Source organism: Geodermatophilus arenarius (genome assembly GCF_042654585.1).
GTDB lineage: Bacteria > Actinomycetota > Actinomycetes > Mycobacteriales > Geodermatophilaceae > Geodermatophilus > Geodermatophilus arenarius.
Genome location: NZ_JBHSGR010000011.1, coordinates 102,786 through 123,492, shown reverse-complemented (window position 1 = coordinate 123,492; position 20,707 = coordinate 102,786). Strand labels below are relative to the sequence as shown.

Sequence of the window (20,707 nt, the reverse complement as noted above, 5' to 3'; positions counted from 1 at the left end):
CCCCGGTCAGCGGAGGGCCCGCACCCAGGGTGGGTGCGGGCCCTCCGGAGCGTGTCAGCCCGGCGTCACTCGTCCTCGACGCCCACGGCCTCCTTGGCCACCGCGGCCAGCGCCACCTGCGCGGCGCTGATCACGTCCGACCGGTTCTTGTGCGTCTCCTCGTACCGGATGAGCACGTTGATCTGGCGCGGGTCGCGCAGGGCCTTGGCGGCCTCGGCGGCGTCCGGGGTCGACAGCGAGTCGAAGCCCTTGACGGGCAGCTCGTCGGCGGAGACGTCGCCGAGCTCCTCGCGGGCGGCCCGGGCGGCGTCGGCGGCCTCGCGGTTGCCCTCGCGGTCGGCGACCCGCTCGGCCCGGCGCAGCGCGGCGCTCCGGCCGGCCCCCAGGGTCTCGCGGACGGCGCCCGCGAAGCCGCTGGCCTTGCTGGCGGCCTGCCCGATCTCCTCGCCGACCTTCTGCCGCCGCTGCTCGGCGGTGTCCAGGGCCTCGTTCACCCGGCTGGCGACGAAGCGGTACGGGGCGACGACGGCGCGGCTCGCGGCGCCGGCGACCTGCTGGAAGGGCGTGGGCCGCAGCGCGGCGGGCCCGCCCAGCGCCTCCTCGGCCAGCACGACGCGCAGCCAGTCGACGGTCGCCTCGTGGGCGGTGACCAGGCCCTCGGCGAGCCGCACGACCTTCTCGAGGCCGGCCTTCTGGCCGAGCACCTTGAGGTACAGGGCGCGGTCGAGCAGCTGGTGCTCGAGCACGAGGTCCTGCAGCAGCGCCTCCTCGATGGGCGCGGCCTGCTCGAAGGTGGCCTTGAGGACGGCGCCCAGCCGGCCGAGGCTCGGGGTCACGACGTCCGGCACGCCGCCGAGCTCGCGCAGCTCGGCGGTGATCAGGCGGGTCCGCTCGGCGGCGTTGTCGGCGTTCTGGGTCAGCTCGCGGCGGACGGCGTCGGTCCGGGCCTGCAGCACCCGGGTGCGGGCGATCTGCTCCTCGGTCTGGCTGAGCAGGACGAGCGCGCGGAGCTGGTTGACGATCTTGGCGTTGTCGTTGTCGGTCACGGCGGGGACTCCAGTGATCGGGGACGGCCTGACGCCCTCTTCCTGCCCCGTCACCGGACACTGCTAACAACAGCAAGCGGATTGCTAGCAGTGAGGCACGTCACGTCCCCGGCGGCACCCAGTCGGCCGAGATGCCCAGTTGCTCCCCGATCGCCCGCATCTCCGCCTCGAACAGCGGCGCGGCGTCGACCAGGGCGAACCTCAGGTGCCCGAAGACCTCCATGCAGACCAGTCCGTACAAGCGCACCCAGCAGGAGAGGAAGACCGCCATCACGCCCAGCGGGAGCTCGACCGGGAACGTGGCGCACCAGGTGCGCAGCTGGTCCCGGAAGTCGGGCTCGAGGTCGGCGTCGGCCGGGACCGGGAACGGCCGCTGGAGGTACACGGCCGCCAGGAGGGCGGCGAAGATCCCCCCGAAGCGGCGGCCGGCGACCGCGGCCGGCCCGTCGCCGGTCTCGTCGGGGACGACGCCGTCGGCCGCGGAGCCGAAGAGCAGCCCGAACTCGGGCGGGTGGCCGACCGCCCACGCACGGAAGGCGCGTGAGGTGACCAGCAGCTGCGCGCCGGGCCGGGGCGGGGCGACGGCGTCGCGCGCGGCCTCGAGGTGGTCGCACAGCTCGTCGTAGAGGTCGGCCACCACCTGCTCGACGAGCTCCTCGCGGCTGGCGTAGTAGCGGTACAGCGCGGGCGCGGTCAGCCCCACCTCGCGCGCGATCGCCCGCAGCGCCAGCCCGTCGGGCCCGTGCTCGACCAGCACGCGGCGGGCCGCGCTCCGGATGTCACGCAGCGTCTCGGCGCGCAGCCGCTCGCGCCTGCCTCCCGGCTCCGCCACGGCCGACCACCTCCCGGGGTTGACGTCAGTGAACGGTGTATGCAGAGTTATCGCCGTTCGCTAACAGTGTTCACCCAGCCTACCGGGAGAGGGAGGGGCTGCCGTGTTCGAGGCCCTCGGACGAGTGGTGTACCGACGGCGACGGTGGGTGCTGGCGCTCAGCGCCGTCGCCGTCGTCGTCGCGGGCGTGTGGGGCACGGGCGTCTTCGGCCGGCTGACCGGCGGCGGCTTCGAGGACCCGGGCAGCGAGAGCGCCCGGGCCGCCGCGCTGGCGGTCCGCGAGCTCGGCCGCGACGCCTCCGACGTCGTCGTCCTGTACCGCAGCGACGACCTGACCGTCGACGACCCCGCCTTCCGGGACGCGGTCGCCACGTCCCTGACCGGGCTCCCCGACGGCGTGGTCGAGCGGGCCACGACCTGGTTCGACACCGGCGCCGCGCCGCTGGTGAGCGAGGACCGCCGCTCCACCTACGCCGTGCTGCAACTGGCCGGGGACGCCGACGCGCGCACCGCGGCCGTCGACGTGGTCGAGGACCGGCTGTCCGCGCCCGGCCTGGAGACGTCGATCGGCGGCGCCACCACGGTGGAGCGCGACATCAACGAGCGGGTCAGCGCCGACATCGCCCGCGCCGAGGCGATCTCGCTGCCGGTGCTGGCGGTGCTGCTCGTCGTCGTGTTCGGCAGCCTGGCCGCCGCGAGCCTGCCGCTGGCCATCGGCGTCACCGCGATCCTCGGGGCGTTCACCGCGCTGCGGGTGGTCAGCCTGTTCACCGAGGTGTCGGTGTTCGCGGTCAACATCGTGACGATCCTCGGCCTGGGGCTGGCCATCGACTACGGCCTGTTCGTCGTCAGCCGGTTCCGCGAGGAGGTGCGCCGGCAGGCCACCGTCGAGGACGCGCTGGCGCGCACGATGGCGACGGCGGGCCGCACGGTCGCCGTCTCCGGGATCACCGTGGCGCTGTCGCTGGCCGGGCTGGTGGTGTTCCCGCAGGTGTTCCTCCGCTCGATGGGCTTCGGCGGGGTGAGCGCGGTGCTGGTCGCGATGCTCGCCGCGCTGACCCTGCTGCCCGCGCTGCTGGCGGTGCTCGGGACGCGGGTGGACGCGCTGTCGGTGCCGTGGCGCCGCCGGGCGCGGCACGAAGCGCCCGGCCGCGGGGCGTGGGAGCGCATCGCCCGCGGCGTCATGCGCCGGCCGGTGGTGGTGACCGTCGCCGTCGTCGGGCTGCTGCTGGTGCTGGCGCTGCCGTTCCTGCGGGTGCAGTTCGGCGCGATCGACGTCCGCGCGCTGCCCGCCGGCACGGAGAGCCGGGTGGTGGCCGAGACGATCGACCGCGACTTCCCACCGGCGCCGTCGGGCCCGGTGACCGCCGTGGTCGGCCTGCCCGACCCGGTCGACTCCCCCGCCGGCGCCGCCGCGCTCGAGGCCTACGTGGCCGACGTCGCCGCGCTGCCGGAGGTGGACGGCGCGACGGTGACCGGCGCGGCCGGCACGACCGCGCGGGTGGCGGTGGCCTACGACGGCGACCCGGTCGACGCCGGCGCCCGCGCGCTGGTCGCCGACGTCCGCGACGTGCCCGCCCCGCCGGATGGGGAGGTGCTCGTCGGCGGCGAGAGCGCGGTGATGACCGACCTGCTGGACAGCCTCGGGTCGCTGCTGCCGTGGATGGCGCTGATCGTCGTCTCGACGACGTTCGTGCTGCTGTTCCTGGCCTTCGGGTCGGTGGTGCTGCCGGTCAAGGCGGTGCTGGTGAACGTCCTGTCGCTGGGCGCCTCGTTCGGCGCGCTGGTGTGGGTCTTCCAGGACGGCAACCTGTCCGGCGTCCTGGGCTTCACGCCGACCGGGTTCATCGAGGCGACCCAGCCGATCCTGGTGCTGGCCATCGTGTTCGGGCTGTCGATGGACTACGAGGTCTTCCTCATGTCCCGGATCCGCGAGCAGTACGACCTAACCGGCGACAACACCGCCGCCGTCGCCACCGGGCTGCAGCGCACCGGCGGGATCATCACCAGCGCGGCGCTGCTGCTGCTCGTGGTGATCGGGGCGTTCTCCACCTCGGGGATCACCTTCATCAAGATGATCGGCGTCGCGATGGCGATCGCGATCGTGCTGGACGCGACCGTCGTCCGGACCCTGCTGGTGCCGGCGACGATGCGGCTGCTGGGGCGGGCCAACTGGTGGGCGCCGGGGCCGCTGGGCCGGCTCTACGCCTTGTACGGCATCCGCGAGTCCGACGGCGGGGACCCGGGCGCCCCGGTGTCGCCGCCGCGGGTGCCGGAGCCGGCCGGCGTCGGGTGAAGTGCGGGTCGCACCGGCTCCGCGGGACCGCCGCGGAGCCGGTGCGGCGTCTCAGCGCGCCGGCGCCGGGGGGACCGGGGGCCGGCGGCGGGTCTCCAGCCGCAGCACCGGCTGGGTCAGCTGCGCCAGCGCGGCACAGCGGGCGCAGACCGGGCCGGGGTGCGTCTCGGCGGCGCAGGTGTCACACAGCACGCGGGTCTCCTCGCTCGGGGGTCCGTCAGGACCCGGGAGCCAGAACATGCCACCCACCTGCGACGTCGTGCCCGCCCGTGGGACGGGTGTGACGTCTCGTCAGCGATCCGTCATCGAAGCCGGCGACGACGGCGCGGCGGGACCGCTCCCCCACCCCGGGCGGCGGCGCACGACGGCGGTCGCGACGGGGCGGGACGCGGGCGGGCAGGTGCAGACCTGCGCGGGACAGCGGTGCGAGGAGCTCAACGGGACCTCCCGGGACGGTGGGCGCCGAGGATGACGGCGCCCCGTCCGCGGCGGGGGCCCGGGCGCGCCGGTGGGACGAGACGTCACCCGATCGACCCACCCCGTTCCCCCGTCCGGCACACCGGCCGCTGACGGGGCGCGCAGGCGCCGGGTGTCGACCTGCTGCTGCCTCAGCGGGCCGGAGACAGCAGCAGGTCGACGACGGGCAGGAGGACGGACGGTCGGGTCCTCTCCTGCCCCGTGCCTCTCCTCCGTCCCACCTGCCTCACCGTCTGACACCAGAAGGTCACGGCGCGTCCGGGATCAGCGACACCGGCCGGTTCCCGACCTACTCTCCCCGGGGCCGGCGCGGAGAGCGCCCGGCACTGCACAGGAGGACGCCGCGCATGACGACCACGCTGGTGCGGGGCGCCAACGCACCGCTGCGCTCGGCATCGCAGCAGCCGGCCGCCCAGGTGCGGGTCGAGCTCGGCTGGCGCGGTGCCGGCGTGCCCGCCGTCCTGACCGCGGTCGCCTGCGACGACCGCGGCCGGGCACTGAGCCCGGCGCACCAGGTCACCTGGCAGCACCCGACGTCGACCGGCGACCGCGAGCGCTTCGAGGTGCTCGTCGACCTGCGCGCCACCCCGGACGACGTCGCCGGCGTCGTCCTCGCGCTGGACGTGCCCGGTCCCGGCGCGCGGGCGCTGACCGGCCTGACCGCGACCGTGCGCACCGCGTCCGGCGAGCCGCTGGCCGCCTACCCGGTGGAGGACCTGCCGGACGCCCCCGGCCTGCTGGTGACCGAGGTGTACCGCCGCTCGGGCCAGTGGAAGGTCCGCGCGATCGGCCAGGGCCTCACCCAGGGCCGGGCGGGACTCCTGCGCTCGGTGGGCCTCCCGGGCTGACCGGGACAGACCACGGCCGCGGACGACTTCAGGCGTCGCCGCCGGGGCCGATACCGATACTCGACCGACCCGCACCCCGGTGTGGGGCCCACCGACGGGGGGAACCGATGCTCGTCCCTCGCGTGCCCACAGGCCCGCGGCCGACCGGTGGGAGCGCCGCATGACCGGCCCCGGTGGAGCCGGCCCCTGGGGAGCCTGGCCGTCCGGACCCACGGGCAACGCGCCCGCACCGGGCGGGTTCCCCTCGCCCGGCGGGTTCCCGTCGACGGGCGGGTTCCCGTCCCCCGGTGGATTCCCGTCCCCCGGCGCACCCGCGCCGGGCCCGCTCGGGGGCACCGGCTCCCCGTGGGGTCCGACGCCCGCCGGGGCGCCGGCCGGGCGGGCGACGCCGCCGGTCGCCCTGCTGGCCGCGGCGCTGCTCGCCCCGCTGGTGACCGTGCCGCTGCTGTTCCTCGACGGGTGGGGCTGGCACGTCCTCGGCTGGGCGGTCGCCACCTTCGGCGCCGCCGCGCTGCTCATCGCCGCCACGCTCGCCGACACGCGGCGCCGGGCCTCCGCCTGGTACCTCGGCCGCGACGGCCTGGTGAGCGCGCTGCGGCTGGGCACCGTCGTCCTCGCCCTGCTCGCCGCCGGTGCGCACGCCTGGCTGTTCGCCGACTGGTTCTCCCGCCTCGAGGTGTTCGCGTGACCCTGCGAGCCATCAACACAGCACTCCCCCGCCGCGCGACCGCGCTCCTGCTGGTCTGCCTCGGCGCCGTCCTCGCGCTGACCGGCCTCGCCGTCCCGGCGGCCGCCGCGCCGTCCCCCGTGGGCACCGCCGCGCTGCAGGACCTCGGCGCCTGCCTCGCCGACCAGCAGCAGGCCGACGTCCTGCTGCTCGTGGACGAGAGCGGCAGCCTCGGCCGCACCGACCCCGACGACACCCGGGTCGCCGCCGCGCAGCTGCTGCTGGCCCGCCTCGCCGACACCGCCGCCCGCAGCGGCGCGACCGTCGACCTCGCTGTCAGCGGCTTCTCCGCCGGGGTCCGCGGGGCGCTGGACTGGTCGCCGCTGACCGAGGGCTCCCTGCCCGACGCCTCGGCCGCGGTCGCGGACTTCGCCGGCCGCGACGACGGCTTCGAGACCGACTACTGGACGGCGCTGACCACGGCCCGCCAGCAGCTGGTCGACCACCGCGACCCCGCGTCGACCCGCCCGTGCCAGGCGCTGGTGCTGTTCACCGACGGCCAGTACGAGCTGTCCGCCCGCGACACCGACGCCGAGCGCCGGCAGTACGGCGAGACCCTGCCGATCCCCGGCGCGGAGGGCGTCCCGATCACTTCGGACGACGCCGCCGCCCAGGTGGCCGAGGCCGGCCGGAGCGACCTCTGCCGGCCCGGCGGCGTGGCCGACCAGCTCCGCGAGGACCGCATCCTCCTCATCGCGCTGGGCCTGACCGGCGACGGCGTCGACCTGGGCCTGCTCGGGAGCATCGCCGAGTCCGCGCCGTCCCCGTGCGGCCAGGCCGCCCCCTACGGCCTGTTCCTCTCCGCCGACGACGTCCAGGACCTGGTGCTCGCCTTCGACGCCGTGGGCGACCCGGCCAACCCGCCGCAGCCGGTGGACGAGAAGGGCGTCTGCGTGGGCGCGGTCTGCCCGCAGCAGGCGCACACCTTCACCCTCGACGCCTCGATCACCTCCATCCACCTCGTGGGCACGTCCGACGCGGCGGGGATCGACGTCTTCGTCCAGCCGCCCGGCGTGCCGCAGCCGCAGCTGCTGCGCTACGACGCCGCCCGGCCCTCGGGCGTCCTCCCCGCCGGCGCGGTGGGCCTCGACTACACCTGGTACGCCGACGGCGCCTTCTCGGTCGACGCGTCGATCCCGGCCGGCGGCGCCAACTGGTCGGGCCCCTGGCGGGTCGTCTTCGTCGACCCGACCGGGCAGAACCCGGACGCCGTCACCCGCACCCAGCTGACCATCCAGGCCGACCTGGCCGCGGTCGTCGGCCCAGGGGCTCCCGTCGAGTGGCGGGTCGGCGAGGACGTCGGACCGCTGTCGTTCGCGCTCGTCCGCTCGGACGGGACACCGGCCGCGCTCGGCGACCCGGCGCCCACCCTCGCCCTCGACGTCGCGCTGCGCGCGGACGACGGCACCGAGGCCGTGCTGGCCACCGCCGTCCCCGGTCCGCAGCTGGGCGCCGTGCGGCTGACGGTGCCCGCGGACTTCCCGCCGGGCCCCGCCGAGCTGCGCACCTCGCTCGCGGTCACCACGGTCAGCGGCCAGGTGCTGCAGCCGCAGGTGCGCACCGCGCAGGTCGACGTCCTCCCGCCGCTGGGCTTCCCAGCCGTCTCCGCCGACCCGGTCGACTTCGGCCGGCTGGAGGGCACCGAGCCCAGCGACACCGTGACGATCCCGGTCACCGGCCCCGGCTGCGTGTGGGTGGGGTCCGCGACGCTCGACGTCCACCCCGCCGGGGTCGACGAGGTCACCGCGACCTCGCCGCACGGCAGCGCGGAGGAGTGCCTGGAGGTCGCCGAGGGCGACACCGGGGAGCTGACCGTGCAGCTGGAGAGCGGCGTCGTCGAGGCCGGTGACCTGCAGGGCGACCTGGTGCTGCGCGCCGCGCCCGAGGGCGTCGACGCCGACGAGCGCGAGGCCCGCGCGGTCGACGTGCGGGTGGCCTACGCCGCCGAGCTTGTCCGCCCGGCCGACACCGGCGTGCTCATCGGTGTCTTCCTCGCCGCGCTCGTCGTCGGCATCGGCCTGCCGGTGCTGGTGTTCCTCCTCGGCCGCCGGATCGCCGCCAAGCTGCCCGACAAGCCGCTGCAGTCGACGCTGCTGGACGTGCGGGTGGGCCCGGGCGGGCTGTCCGGCGCCGCGCCGGACCGCACGTGGGACCCGGTCCCGCCGCCCGGCGGCGGCCGCAAGCAGGCCGTCCTCTCGGGCGTCCCGGTGCGGGCCCGCGCCGGCGTGAAGCTCACCGAGGCGGGCTACGCCGAGGTCGAGGACCCGGCGCGGGTCGGCGTGTCCGGCGCGCCGGGCGGCCGGGCGCCGAAGTCGCTCGCCGCGCGGCTGCCGCTGGCCCTGGCCGGCAGCTGGACGCTGCTGCTGGACCGGGCGACGGCGGCCTCCGACGCCGCCGAGGTCCCCGCCCGACTGCTGCTCGTCGTCGACGCGGTGGCCACCGCGGAGCAGCGGGAGGCACTGCTGTCCCGTGTCCGCGCGGAGGGCCCCGGCGCCGTCGACAGCCTGCGGGCCGCGGCCCGGGAGAGCGCCGACGCCCCGACGGCTCCCCCGCCCCCGCCGGACCCGTTCGGCGGCCCCTCCGGCGGGAGCACCCCGCCCGGCGGCGGCCCGGCGCCGGACCCGTTCGGTGGCAGCCCCGCGCCGGCGTGGCCGGGCGGGGGCGGCTCGTGGCCGCCGGCGACCCCGGCGACCCCGGCGTCGCCGGCACCGCCGGCGCGCGACCCGTTCGCCGGGGGCGGCGGCTCCCCGTGGCCGTCCCCCTCCTCCGACCCGTTCCGGCGCTGACGGCGCCACGCACCCCGCACTGACCTGGAGACCCCGTGTACAAGATCTGCGTCGTCGGCCTGGGCGGCTCGGGCGGCAAGACCCTGCAGTTCCTCATGGACCAGCTGCGCTCGGAGCTGTCCGCGAAGGGCTGGACCGCCGACCACCTGCCCCGGTGCTGGGAGTTCGTGCACATCGACGTGCCCTCGGCACCCGACGGCGTCGGCCCCGGCCTGCCGCAGACCGTGCCGGCGCAGGGCGGCACGTACATCCCGGTGAGCAACCCCACCGACAGCTACGCCGTCCTCGACTCGGCGCTGCAGACCACCCTCTCCTCCCAGCCCACCGGCAGCCAGCTGCGCCAGCTGGCCCGCTGGCGCCCGGACCCGGGCAAGGTGACGACGCCGATCACCGAGGGCGCCGGTCAGTACCGGGCGGTGGGGCGGCTGCTGACCCTGGCCCGGGCCGGCCTGGTCTACGACCGGCTGGTCCCGGTGGCCGAGCGGCTCAACCAGGGCGCGGCCGACAGCGACCTGCGCACGCTGTCGAACCTGCTCAAGCTCGACGACAAGGGTTCTCAGGGCACGCTGGTCTTCGTCGTGTCGTCGCTGGCCGGCGGCACCGGCGCGTCCATGACCCTCGACGTCTGCAACCTGCTGCGCGCCGTCGGCGGGCAGGTGCCCAACTTCCCCGCCGAGCAGGCCCTGGCCTTCCTGTACACGCCGGACGTGTTCGAGCGGCTGCAGGCCAACCGCCGGGCCGGGGTGAACGCCAACGCCCTCGGCACGGTCGCCGAGCTCATGTCGTCGATGGCCGCCCGGCAGGCGCCGTGGACCCCCCAGGAGTGGTCGGTCTACGGCGGCGTCCCGCAGCCGGTGAAGCCCGGCCGCGGGCCGCTGCTGGCCTTCCCGGTCGGGGCCTACAACGGCATCACCGGTGCCCGGTTCGGCGACGGCGCCTCGGAGACCGTCTACCGCGGCTTCGCCCGGTCGCTGGCCTCGCTGTTCGTCTCCGAGGCCCAGCAGACCAGCCTCAAGGCCTACGCCATCGGCAACCTGGAGTCCGCGGCCACCTCCCTGCAGGACCGCACCCAGCTCAGCGTCCAGCCCGCCAGGCACGGCGCCGAGATCGAGACCACCGAGCCGCTGGTCTTCGGCTCGATCGGCTTCGCGTCCCTGGGCCTGGGGCGGGACCGGTACGCCGAGTACGCCGCCCAGCGGCTGGCCCGCCGCGGGCTCGAGCGGCTGCTCCGCGGCCACTGGGACGTCACGGTGCACAGCGGCGAGCGCAGCCCCCAGCAGGCGGTCGCCGCCACGGCGGCCGAGTACTACCCGCAGTTCCTGCAGTGGGCCGGCCTGCCGGACCTGCGCCTGCGGGACACCAGCTACCTGCGGCACCTGGTCGACGACGTCTGGACCGCCCAGGCACGCGAGACCCTCGCGGCGAACTCCACCTCCACCGCCGTCGCCCCGGCGATGGTGCCGGGCTACGCGGCGAAGGGCGCCCACTTCGCCCAGCAGCTGGCCGGGTTCATCACCTCGTCGTTCCAGAAGACCGTGGACGAGGCGGACGCCGAGCTGCGCGAGGCCGCCGCGAGGTGGGTGCAGGACATCCAGGTCCGGCTGGAGAAGGCGGTGCTCCTGGTCGCCGGCGAGCGCGGGCTGCCGGTGGCCGAGCGGGTGCTCGAGACGCTGGCCTCCGACCTCCAGGCGGCCGCCGACCAGCTGATCCGGAACTCCGCGACGACGCTGCACCCCCAGGAGATCGCCGCCGACGTCACCGCCGAGCTGCAGACGGTCACCTCGGCCATCGACGCCAACCACGGCGTCGTCGGCCGGGCCGTCACCCGCATCCGGCAGCACTTCGCCGACCTGTTCGTCCGCAAGGGCGCGGCCCTGGCCGGTGACCTGCTCGCCCAGCTCGGCACCGACCTGCTGCCGCCCCTGCGCACCGGCCTGCAGCACGCCCGCGAGGCGCTCGAGGCCGCCGAGCGGGCGACCGTCGGCGCCGCCCCGGTGTCGACCGTGGCGACGACGGAGGTGCAGCAGTGGCCGGTCGGTGACGACGTCCCCGGCCGCTTCGCCACCGCCGAGAACGAGGTCCTGCTCGAGGACATCGCCACCTACCCGCGGTCGTTCGCCGACCAGCTGGTGCAGACCTTCAACGGCTTCGCCCCCGGCGGCGGCACGGTGTCCGCCGAGCGCGCCGAGGAGCTCGCCGTCTTCGAGGCACTGACCTGGCTGCACGCCGACGTCCGCGGTGGCGTCCGCCCGGCCGAGCGGCTCACCGGCATCGACGTCAACGGCTCGCCGGTGCGGATCGGCCGCCGGTCGGAGTGGTGGCCGCAGGCGCTCGCCTCCCTCAACCCGTCCCGGCGGGCCACCTACCGCGTCGAGCTCGACGCGACGGCGCTGCTCGACGGCGCCCGCGTCTGGGTCAACCGGCCCGACCAGGTCATGGGCGGGTTCATCCAGCAGGGGCTCGACGCCTACCTCCGCCGCGAGGGGGCGGGGCTGCACGAGCGGGAGGCCCTCGCCCGCCACTTCGTCGACCGCTTCGAGGCGGCGCTGCAGCTGGCCGCCCCGCTCGTGGCCGTGGACACCGGGATGGTCCAGGCGGTCCACGACGTCCGGGTCGAGGTGACCTACCAGTTCGGCGAGGTGCCCCTGACGGCGCACCGGGACGTCGTCGAGCGGATGGCCGACGCGCTGCGCCGCGGCGCGAGCGACCACGACGCCGTCGAGCGGCTGCACCACGCGGTCACCGAGGGGCCGCAGAGCCGGATCGACATCCTGGGCAACTACGCCGGCATCTACAACCCGGTCGTCTTCTCGTCGCTGCAGCGTCCCATCCGGAAGCAGTGGACCGAGTCGAACTCCCCGCAGCTGCGCGGCAGCTTCTGGCGCTGGCGCCGCGGCCGGTCGCTGACCGACTTCGCCCCGGTGTCCCGCACCTGGCTGCAGGCCATGGTCACCGGCTGGCTGGTCGGCCGGCTCACCGGCGAGGTGCTCGTGCCCGGCGAGGGCCCGATCCTCGACGGCGGGGTCGCGGTGTGGTCGGAGGAACTGCGCACCTTCACCCGGCTGCCGCACCCGCTGCTCGGCGCCGAGGACCCCGCCCGCGACGCGCCCGGCTGGGGCCTGCTGGCCGCCGTCGTCGAGTCCCTGCCCCTGGCCCTGGCGCTGTGCGACGGCAACACCCAGCTGCCGGCGCTGCAGCCATACCAGGCCCTCTTCCAGCTCGGCCGGTTCCTGCAGTCGGCCGACGAGCGGCAGCCGAACGACGCGCTGCTCACCTGGATCCGGGACGGCCGGACCCGCAGCGGTGCGCTGCCCTGGGGCGAGGCCCCGGTCGTGGCGACGCCGGAGCAGCGGCTGGCCGAGGCCCGGGAGTGGTGCGCGTCGCTGGGTGAGGACGCCACGAGCCTGCTGCCGCCGGACGCGTCCGTGCCGGGCCCGCGCGGGGAGTTCAGCACCGTGAGCCCCCACAACTTCTGGAAGGTGCCGCGGGACTGGGAGATCGCGCCGCAGCTGCTCACCGCGAGCTCCCAGCTGCTGGCCAACCTGGAGCTGCCCGACTACACCGGGCTCTCCCTGGCGTCGCAGGCGTCCAGCGGCATCACCCGGACGCGCGCGTGACCGCCCCCGGCTCCGGCCCCACGACGGTCGTCCTCGGCAGGTTCGGCGGCGGCGCGGCGGCGGACGTCCGGGAGGTCGTCCGTGACTGGACCGCGGCCGACCTGCTCGGCCCGTCGGTGTGGATCGACCTGGACCAGCCGGCCGGGCCGCCGCAGCTGACCGTCGTCGACCGGGACGGCGCGCGCACGTCCCCGGCCGAGCAGTGGCTGGCCGTCTCGGGCATCACCGGGGCGCGCGTGGTGCTGGTGCAGGTCTTCACGGACGACGCCGGTACCGCGCCGCGGCCCGCCGTCCCGGCGACGACCGCGGCCCTGGCCCTGCTCGAGCGGATCGGCCTGGGCCACGCGCCGCTGGTCAACCTGCTCGTCCCCGCCACCGGTGCGACGCCCGTCCCCGAGGACGCCGTCGTCGGGTCCCGGCCCAACGTCCTGCTGCAGGCCCGCGACGGGCAGAGCCCGACCGCGGTGAGCCGGCCGGTGCCGGCCGGCGAGCTCGCCGCGCACGCCGCCTCGGGCCTGGCCACCGTCGCCGGGCTCTGGACGGCGATGGCCGAGGCGCCGTTCGACGGCACCCAGGTGTGGCCGGGCACGCAGGTGACCGTCGCCCGCGCCTACGCCCGCACCCTGGACTCGCAGGCGGTGTTCACCGGGCTGTCCGAGCAGGTGTACCGGGCCGAGGGGCCGCTCCCCCGGGCGCGCACGCCCCGCGGGGACCGGCTTCCCGACGTCCCTGACGTGCAGGCGCTGCCCGCCGCGGAGGCCGCGGCGACCGCGGTCCTGGAGCTGCACCGCGACCTGACCCGGTTCGCCGCCCCGCCGCCGTTCACGCCCGCGCCGCGCACCGGCGTCGGGCTGCTGCAGGCGGTCCGGATGTTCCTGTCCTTCCTGTGGGCGGCGATCCGGAACGCCCCCAAGGCGTGGGTCGAGGGGCTGGTGCACCGGACCGCCGGCGCGCTCGCCGGGTGGGCCAACGACCGGCTCTTCGGCGACCGGTCGGGCTACGAGGTGCTCGTGCTCGGCGTCCGGCCGGCCAACCGTCCGCCGCAGTCGGCCGACGAGGACGACATCAGCGTGCTCATCGACGAGGCGACGCGGCTGTCGGCCCAGGTGTCCCCGGGCAGCGAGGTCGCCACGGTCGACGCCGGCGCGTTCTGGAGCGAGGTCACGGCGGTCGGCGTCAGCCTGGCCGACGGGTCGGCGGTGCACCCCGGCGTGCGGATGCCCCAGTTCGGCCAGGACCGGCAGGTGCTCGACCGGCCGGAGCTCATCGTCCCGCCGCCGGACGAACCCGCGCACCGGCTGCCGGTCGGCGCGCTGCCGGAGGTCGGCGCCGTCGAGGTGCACCCCGACGACCCCTACCTCGCCGCCCAGGCCCACCGGCTGCTGACCGGCGAGCGCGACCGGCCCGCCGCGGGCGCGAACGACCCGTCCCGGTACGCCGTCCTCGACGGCACCCTGCGGTCGCTGGGCGCCTGGATGGCCCGGCAGCGCAGCTTCACCTGGACGCTGGGCTCGTCGCTGTCCTGGGAGCTCGAGCAGGCCCGCCGGACGCTGAGCGAGGCGATCGGGACGGCCGGGGACACCGGCGGCGACGAGCCGCCGGCGCGCATCCTGGAGACCCAGCGGCGCACCCGCCGGTTCGTGCTCGGCGCCCTGGCCGCGGTGGTGGCCGCCCTGCTGCTGGTCGCCGGGCTGGTCGTCGGCGAGGTCCTCTCCGTCCTCGTCGGCAGCCTCGTCGGCGTCGGCCTGCTGGTCGCGTGGTTCGCCAGCTCCGCGCTGGTGTTCATGCGCCGGCAGAAGGAGCTGTTCACCTGGCTGCACGAGCGCGACGAGCAGCGGGCACGCCGGGAGTGGGCCCAGAGGCACGTCGCCCACGTGGCGCGCGAGGTGCAGCGGCTGGGCGTGCTGTACCGGCAGAGCCGGCTGTGGACCCGGGTGCTCTCCCGCGTCGTCCACGACCCGTTCGGCGCGACCGGGACCGCCGACGAGGAGTCGGCCTACCCGGCCGGCCTGTCCGGGACGCTGCCGCTGTCGCTCGCGGTCGGCTCCGCCGGCTTCTCGGCCGACGAGCACGTCCAGCTGGTGCACGAGGCCCGCCGGGCCCAGGTGCACGTCGGCTGGCTCGGCGCCCAGCTGCAGGCCCGCATCCAGGCCGCACTGGCCGCCCGCTCGCAGCGCTACGGCCGGGCCGAGCACTCCGCCGTCTGGAGCGACACCGGGTACTCCGACCAGGGCCCGCTTCCCGAGCTGGTGCGGACGCTGGGCACGCCCGAGGACCGGCACGCCGCCGCGGCCGCCGCCGACGCGCGGCTGGTCGACTGGCTCACCCGGCTGGGTGCGGAGCGCGGGCTGGAGTGGTCGCTGGCCGTCGTCCACCCGACGGTGACGGTGACCGCGGGCATGCGCGAGGAGACGGTGTCCGGCCCGGCGTTCCTCTCCCCCGTCCTCGGGAGCGCCGCCCACCTCGACCGGGAGGGCTTCAGCTCCACCGGCGCGGTGATGCTGGCCAACCAGGTCGAGTCCACCGTGCTCGCGGCGGTCGGCGTCCCGGTGCCCCCGGGGGCGGCCACCCAGCTGCGGGTCGTCCCGGCGGCCGGCCGGCGCAGCATGGACCGCTTCGTCGCCCGCCTCGACCTGACCCGCCAGCTCACGCTGGACCAGGTCGCGCACTTCACCCCGTCCACGCCCGAGGCGCCCGAGCCGCCGGCACCGGTGTCGCGCGGCATCGGCACGAGGAGCTGACCGCCGTGCTGTGGGACCTGCTGACGTTGACCGGCCAGCTCTTCCTGCTCATGTGGCTGGCCACCGCGCTCTTCTGGGGCCTGGCCGGCGCGGCGGCGGCCGCCGCGCTGGGCCGGCCGGCCTGGCAGGGCCTGCTGCTCGGGGCGGCGCTCCCCGGCATCGGCCTGGTCGTGCTGCTGGTGCTCGACGTGCTCCGCCGCGGCGGCGGCGCCGGCGTGCGCGCACGGCCGGCCGCGCCGTGGCGGGTGCGCGGCGACCGGGAGGCGGCCGTCGCGCTCGCCGTCCTGGGCGCCGTCGCGGTCGTCGTGGTGACCGGTCTGCGCGACACCCGGCTGGCCGTGGTCACCGGCGAGGTGTCCTTCACCGTCCGCGACCTCGGCCTGACGACGGCCACCGGGGCCACCGTCCTCGTGCTGCTCGGCGCCGCCGTGCTGGCCTGGCGCCGGCCGAGCCGGATCGCCGCCGTCGCGGTCGCCTGGTGCGCCTCCTGGTGGCTGCTGTGGGCCGCCGGCGCGCTGCTGGTCGGCGACACGCTGCGGGTGCTCGCCGACTCCACCGGCCTGGCCGACGCCCTCGACGCGGCGGTCGAGGTCGGGACGTCGTGGTGGCTGCTGCTCGGTGTCGCGGTCGCGCTGCTCGCCTGGAGCACCGGACTGGTCGTCACCGGCGCCCGCGGCCGGGTGCCGGAGCCGCTGACGCCCGGCCTGCCCCGGCCCGGGCTGCCCCTGCCGCGGGCCGGCGTGGACCCGTTCGCGGACCCGTTCGCGCCGCGCACCCCGTTCGCGGCGCCGGACCCCTCCGCCGGGCCGGCCGACCCGTTCGCGGGTCCCGGCCCGCGGCCGGGCTCAGGAGGCTGGTGAGGCGTGCGCCAGCGCCCTGACCACCGCCGCCGCGTCGGGGCGGGGCTCCGGGACGACGACGGTGCCCAGGCCGCTCGCGGCCACGGTGCCACCCGGCTCGGGGGCGGCCAGCACCACGCGGTAGCCGGACGCCGCGGCGCCGCCCTCCTGGTCGGTCACGGTGACCACGACGCCCGGACGGCCGTCGCCGGCCGTGGTGACCGCCCGCGACCCGGTGCGCAGGCCGATCTCGGCGGTCCAGGCGCGGAGGAACTCCTCGGGGTCGTCGGCCAGGCCGAGCTGCCGCGGCGGCTGAGGGCGGTCGCTGACCGCCACCACCGTGACGGCGGGCTGGTCGGCGGCCGCGGCGAGGGCCTGGACGGCGCCCAGGACGCTGGCCACGGTGCCGGCCACCAGCCGCGGGCGCATGGACGCCGACAGGTCGAGCACCGCGGTCACCGGGACGCCGCTGGCGACCAGGCCGGCGTGCCCGGCCAGCGCCGTGGCCTCGCGCAGGGCCTGCGGGACCTCCACGTGCTTGGGCGCGGGTCCGCCGCCGCGCAGCCACGGGTCGCGGGTCGGGACGTAGGGCACCTGCTGCGGCAGGACGGCGTAGCCGGTGTCGGCCGGCGCCAGGCTCAGCGCCACGGTCGCGGTGCCCCCGACGGTGTCCAGGCCGGGGTGCTGGAAGGCCTCCTCCGTGCCGGCGCCCGGGCCGGTGCGCACGACCAGCGACAGCGACAGCGGGTGCGCCGTCGGCGCGGTGACCACCAGGTCCAGCCGCTGCCACCCCGCGGGCAGCGCGGCGGCGTCGAGCAGCCAGGTGTCGTCCGCCCAGGGCTGGCGTCGCAGCCCGGGGACCTCGTCGTCGGGGAAGCGCAGGTGCTGCCCGGAGGCGGTCACCAGGTGCGCGGCGACCTCGTCGCCGGGCCGCAGCCCCTGCCACTCGACCAGGCACTGGGCGCCCGGCAGCGGCTCGCGCTGGTTGACCGTCATGAGCACCGTCATCGGGTAGCTTCCCCCTCCGGATCCGGATCGTCCGTGTCCCGGCCACCCGGCCGGACGCCGCCGCAGTGTGACAGAGCGCCGGCCCGCCCGGGCTCGCTGCCGGCCCGTCCGCGCGTCCCCTCCGGGGCGGCCTCCCCCGCCGTCCCGTCCCCGCACCACACGAGGAGTCCCCGTGGCGTCCGCCCTCTACAGCGAGCTGCGCACCGCGCGTGACCAGCACGGCGTCGCTCCCGATGCGAGCGACGGCGTGCTGCTGCTCATCGCCCGGTCCCGCGTCGGGGACCCCGACCAGCTCGCCGGGCTGCTGCGGGACAAGGGCATCACCCTCGCGCCGTCGTCGGTGCAGGAGCTGGCCCGGCTGGTCCGCGAGAGCGGTGGCGGGACGCCTGCCCCTCCCCCGGCCGCCGCGCCCGCGTCCGGCGGCGCCATGGGCTTCCTGACCCGCGTCGACGACCAGCCGGCCGGCCGCGTCGTCGACAGCATCCCGCCGGTGCCGGCCGCGCCTCCGCAGGCGTCCTCCCGGCGCGACCGCGGCGGGCTGTCCCCCGAGCACGCGGCCTCCCGCATCGCCGCGGGCACCCTCCCGCCCCCCGCCTACCCGGCGCCGGCGGCCGGGCCCGCCGCCGCTCCCGAGCCGGCCCCCGCCCCGCAGCGCCCGGCCGCCGCTGCCCCGCCGCCCCCGGCTCCCGTCCCGGCCCTGGCCCCGGAGCCCGAGCCCGAGCCCGCGCCGGTGGCCGAGGAGCCGGGCCTGCCCGGCCCCGAGGCGTTCTCCGACGACGTCGACCAGTGGGCGACCCGCGGCGACAAGGTGTCCACCCGCCGCGTCGACGACCGGACCGTCGACATCTCCTGGCCGGCGCTGGACGCGTCCGGCCAGTCGGTCGTCTACCTGCTCGTCGCCTCCTCCACCGGCATCCCGCCCCGCCCCAGCGCGGGCACCCGGGTGCTCGTGACCGACGAGCCGCGCGCGTCGGTCCCGGCCGGCACCGGACCGTTCGTCTCGGTGTTCAGCTACACGGCGGACACCGCCTGGAGCCTGCCGACGGTGCAGGCGGTGCACCACGCCGCCGGCCGGGTCGTGCCCGAGGTCGCCGACCTGCACGTGAGCGTCCACAACGACGCGGTGGTGCTGAGCTGGACCGCACCCCGGGGCGTCAGCCGCGTGCGGGTGCTGCGCAGCCTCCCCGACGAGGCGCTGCCGCCCACCTTCGACGCCGCGCGGGAGATCGGCAGCACCCCCGCCTACGCCCGCGACACCGGCGTGCTCCCCGGCCGCCGCTACGAGTACCGGGTCCTCACCCAGTTCACCGAGGGCTCCGTGACCCACCTGTCGACGGGCATCGAGGCCGTCGCCACCATCCCGGCGGTCCCCCAGCCGGTGACCGACCTGACCGCGACCGTCTCCGGCGAGACGGCGGTGGCGCGGGTCGAGCTGCGGTGGACCACGCCGGAGCTCGGCACCGTCGTCGTCTACGAGACCGGCGACAAGCCGGAGCACGCCGCCACCGGGCGGGTCATCAGCCGCGGCCAGCTCGACGTGCTGCCACTGGGGCGGCCGGTGGGCGAGCCGGTGCTCTCCGAGGGGCCGGTGTCGATGGTGCCGGGCATCCCGTTCCGGCAGGCCGAGGGCGCCCGCCGCGCGTACACGCCGGTCACGCTCATCGGTGACCAGGCGGCGGTCGGGCCGGCGGCGGTCGTCGACCTGCTCGGCGCCCCGCGCGACGTCGCACTCACCGAGCGGGTGGGGTGGCAGCTGCTGCGCTTCGCCTGGCCGGTGGGCGCCACCTTCGTCGAGGTCGAGCGCGGCGGCATCGGCGGGCCCCCGGACGGCACCCCGGCGGTGCGCATCTCCGAGCAGGAGTACCGGCGGCTGGGCGGCATGCGCCTGGAGAACCTGCCGGTCAACGGCTGCGACCTGCACCTGCGCGGCTCGGTCCGGTCGGGCGGCGTGTGGACGCACGGCCCGACGACGGTGGTCACCTACCCCGGCCGCTGGGTCCTGTACTACAGGATCGACAAGGTCGGCCGGATCGGCCGCCGCCGGCAGCTGTCGCTCTACGTCGAGCGGCCGTGGCAGGACGCCGCCCGGGTGGCGTTCGTGACCCGGCAGGACCGCATGCCGCTCAACCCGTGGGACCTGGAGCGCCCGCCCGACCACACCATCGACGTCCGCGGCAACACCCTCGTGCCGCACCAGTGGACGCCGGTGGGCGAGCTGCCGCCCGAGGGTCCCGGCTACACCCGGCTGTTCGCCCAGCACGAGCGGGCGGGCTGGCCGGCCGTCGTCCCGCCGCCGAGCGTGCCGCGCCCGCCGGGCCCGGCGCCCGCGCCCCTGGCGCCCGGCCAGCTGCGGTGCGTCACCTGCGGCACCACCCAGGACGCGCAGCCGACGCTGTTCCGCTGCACCGGCACCTGCCAGCCGGCGGTCGACCCGGTGCTCTCGGGCTTCCTCGGCGAGGCGACCGAGGACCGGCCGCTGTTCGCCGCCTCGGCGCCGGGCATGGACAGCGTCGCGTGCCCCAGGTGCAGCACGCCGTCCCGCGAGGTCGTCTGCAAGGCGTGCCACTCGCCGCTGCAGTCCCAGGCGGCGGCCACCGACCCGGTGACCGTCACCGTCGTCGGCGCGCGCGGCACCGGCAAGACGACGTTCCTGGTCCGGCTCTGCGACTGGGTCGAGAAGGTGTGGGGCCCGGCGACCGGCGCCCCGGCGACGCCGCTGGACTCCCACACCGTCGGCCGGCTGCAGGCCATGCGCGAGTCCCTCACGGACGGCCGCGCGCTGCCCTCCACGATGACCGTGGAGCAGAACCCCGACCTGCTCACCCCGATGCTGATGACGCTCGACCAGTGGGGTGGCCGCGCGCGCACCCTCGCGCTCTACGACGTCGCCGGGGAGGACACCGAGCGCCCCGGCGCCCTGGCGCCCTACGGCCCGACGATGGCGCGCAGCGACGCGCTGCTGTTCCTGCTCGACCCGCTGCAGATCGAGGACGTCCGCAACTTCCTCGAGGGGCAGATCCCGCTGCCGCCGGTGGCCGGCAACCCGCTCACCGTGCTGAACAACGTCATCACCGAGATCCGGCGGCGCGCTCAGGAGACCGGGCCGCTCCGCATGCCGCTGATGGTCGCCGTCAGCAAGCTCGACGGGATCCACGAGGCGGTGGGGACGCCCGGCACCGACCTGTCCGAGCTGCTCAACGGCGGGTCCGCCCTGATGCACGACCCGACGTCGGGTGACTCGCTGGCCTTCGACCCGTACGACCGCTACCAGGTCCACGAGGAGACCCGCAGCCTCCTGCTGCGGCTCAACGCCATGCAGTTCCTCTCGCTCGCCGAGGGGTCCTTCTCGCGGGTCGAGTACTTCTCGCTGTCCGCGCTGGGCCACTCGCCGGCCGGCGCCACCCTCTCGGAGGCGGGCGTGTCCTCCTTCCGCGTGCCCGACCCGCTGCGCTGGCTGGTCGCCGGCCGCTGGCCGGGCCGCTGAGGGGAA

The 20,707-nt window shown here is 76.7% G+C and carries 12 protein-coding genes; 8 read left to right on the top strand and 4 right to left on the bottom strand.

The features are described from left to right. Window positions 1–65: 65 nt before the first annotated feature. Together ACFO3M_RS11955 and ACFO3M_RS11950 are read right to left on the bottom strand one after the other, a co-directional pair. Window positions 66–1,046, bottom strand: coding sequence for a ferritin-like domain-containing protein (locus ACFO3M_RS11955; protein WP_387988815.1), 981 nt, complete (start codon window positions 1,044–1,046; stop codon window positions 66–68). A 100-nt stretch (window positions 1,047–1,146) separates the two neighbouring features. Continuing rightward, the gene (locus tag ACFO3M_RS11950) at window positions 1,147–1,878 is read right to left on the bottom strand and encodes a TetR/AcrR family transcriptional regulator (RefSeq protein WP_387988814.1); all 732 of its coding nucleotides are present in this window, start codon (window positions 1,876–1,878) and stop codon (window positions 1,147–1,149) included. 103 nt (window positions 1,879–1,981) lie between these two features. Between ACFO3M_RS11950 and ACFO3M_RS11945 the strand changes: the two genes are divergently transcribed. Beyond that, the gene (locus ACFO3M_RS11945; protein ID WP_387988813.1) at window positions 1,982–4,174 is read left to right on the top strand and encodes an MMPL family transporter; all 2,193 of its coding nucleotides are present in this window, start codon (window positions 1,982–1,984) and stop codon (window positions 4,172–4,174) included. Window positions 4,175–4,225: 51 nt separating this feature from the next. On the opposite strand, the gene ACFO3M_RS11940 is transcribed toward ACFO3M_RS11945, so the two are convergent. Further along, window positions 4,226–4,366 (bottom strand): hypothetical protein, encoded by a 141-nt coding sequence (locus ACFO3M_RS11940; protein ID WP_387988812.1) that lies wholly within the window; start codon window positions 4,364–4,366, stop codon window positions 4,226–4,228. Between the two features lie 632 nt (window positions 4,367–4,998). On the opposite strand from ACFO3M_RS11940, the gene ACFO3M_RS11935 reads away from it, so the two are divergent. From ACFO3M_RS11935 to ACFO3M_RS11910, 6 genes are all read left to right on the top strand, one after another. Continuing rightward, window positions 4,999–5,499: a TerD family protein gene (locus tag ACFO3M_RS11935; RefSeq protein WP_387988811.1), complete on the top strand. Its 501-nt coding sequence runs from the start codon at window positions 4,999–5,001 to the stop codon at window positions 5,497–5,499. A 160-nt stretch (window positions 5,500–5,659) separates the two neighbouring features. Beyond that, window positions 5,660–6,187: a hypothetical protein gene (locus tag ACFO3M_RS11930; RefSeq protein WP_387988810.1), complete on the top strand. Its 528-nt coding sequence runs from the start codon at window positions 5,660–5,662 to the stop codon at window positions 6,185–6,187. Continuing rightward, entirely contained in the window at window positions 6,184–9,012 is a 2,829-nt protein-coding gene (locus ACFO3M_RS11925) for a vWA domain-containing protein (RefSeq protein WP_387988809.1), read from the top strand. Before ACFO3M_RS11930 ends, ACFO3M_RS11925 begins: the two co-directional genes overlap by 4 nt. A 35-nt stretch (window positions 9,013–9,047) precedes the next feature. After that, on the top strand, window positions 9,048–12,629 hold the full coding sequence (locus ACFO3M_RS11920) for a tubulin-like doman-containing protein (RefSeq protein WP_387988808.1): 3,582 nt from the start codon (window positions 9,048–9,050) through the stop codon (window positions 12,627–12,629). Further along, on the top strand, window positions 12,626–15,370 hold the full coding sequence (locus ACFO3M_RS11915; RefSeq protein ID WP_387988807.1) for a hypothetical protein: 2,745 nt from the start codon (window positions 12,626–12,628) through the stop codon (window positions 15,368–15,370). Before ACFO3M_RS11920 ends, ACFO3M_RS11915 begins: the two co-directional genes overlap by 4 nt. Before the next feature lie 5 nt (window positions 15,371–15,375). Continuing rightward, entirely contained in the window at window positions 15,376–16,230 is an 855-nt protein-coding gene (locus ACFO3M_RS11910) for a hypothetical protein (protein WP_387988806.1), read from the top strand. On the opposite strand, the gene ACFO3M_RS11905 is transcribed toward ACFO3M_RS11910, so the two are convergent. Beyond that, complete coding sequence (locus tag ACFO3M_RS11905) at window positions 16,216–17,217, bottom strand: hypothetical protein (RefSeq protein WP_387988805.1); 1,002 nt, start codon at window positions 17,215–17,217, stop codon at window positions 16,216–16,218. The two genes, ACFO3M_RS11910 and ACFO3M_RS11905, sit on opposite strands and share 15 nt — an antisense overlap. Window positions 17,218–17,389: 172 nt before the next feature. Here ACFO3M_RS11905 and ACFO3M_RS11900 point away from each other — a divergent pair, with 172 nt between their 5' ends. Continuing rightward, complete coding sequence (locus ACFO3M_RS11900; RefSeq protein WP_387988804.1) at window positions 17,390–20,701, top strand: TRAFAC clade GTPase domain-containing protein; 3,312 nt, start codon at window positions 17,390–17,392, stop codon at window positions 20,699–20,701. Window positions 20,702–20,707: the final 6 nt, after the last annotated feature.

Coding starts and splice junctions, on each gene's coding strand:
- ACFO3M_RS11935 (WP_387988811.1), top strand. CDS start 4,999: ATGACGACCACGCTGGTGCGGGGCGCCAACGCACCGCTGCGCTCGGCA.
- ACFO3M_RS11930 (WP_387988810.1), top strand. CDS start 5,660: ATGACCGGCCCCGGTGGAGCCGGCCCCTGGGGAGCCTGGCCGTCCGGA.
- ACFO3M_RS11905 (WP_387988805.1), bottom strand. CDS start 17,217: ATGACGGTGCTCATGACGGTCAACCAGCGCGAGCCGCTGCCGGGCGCC.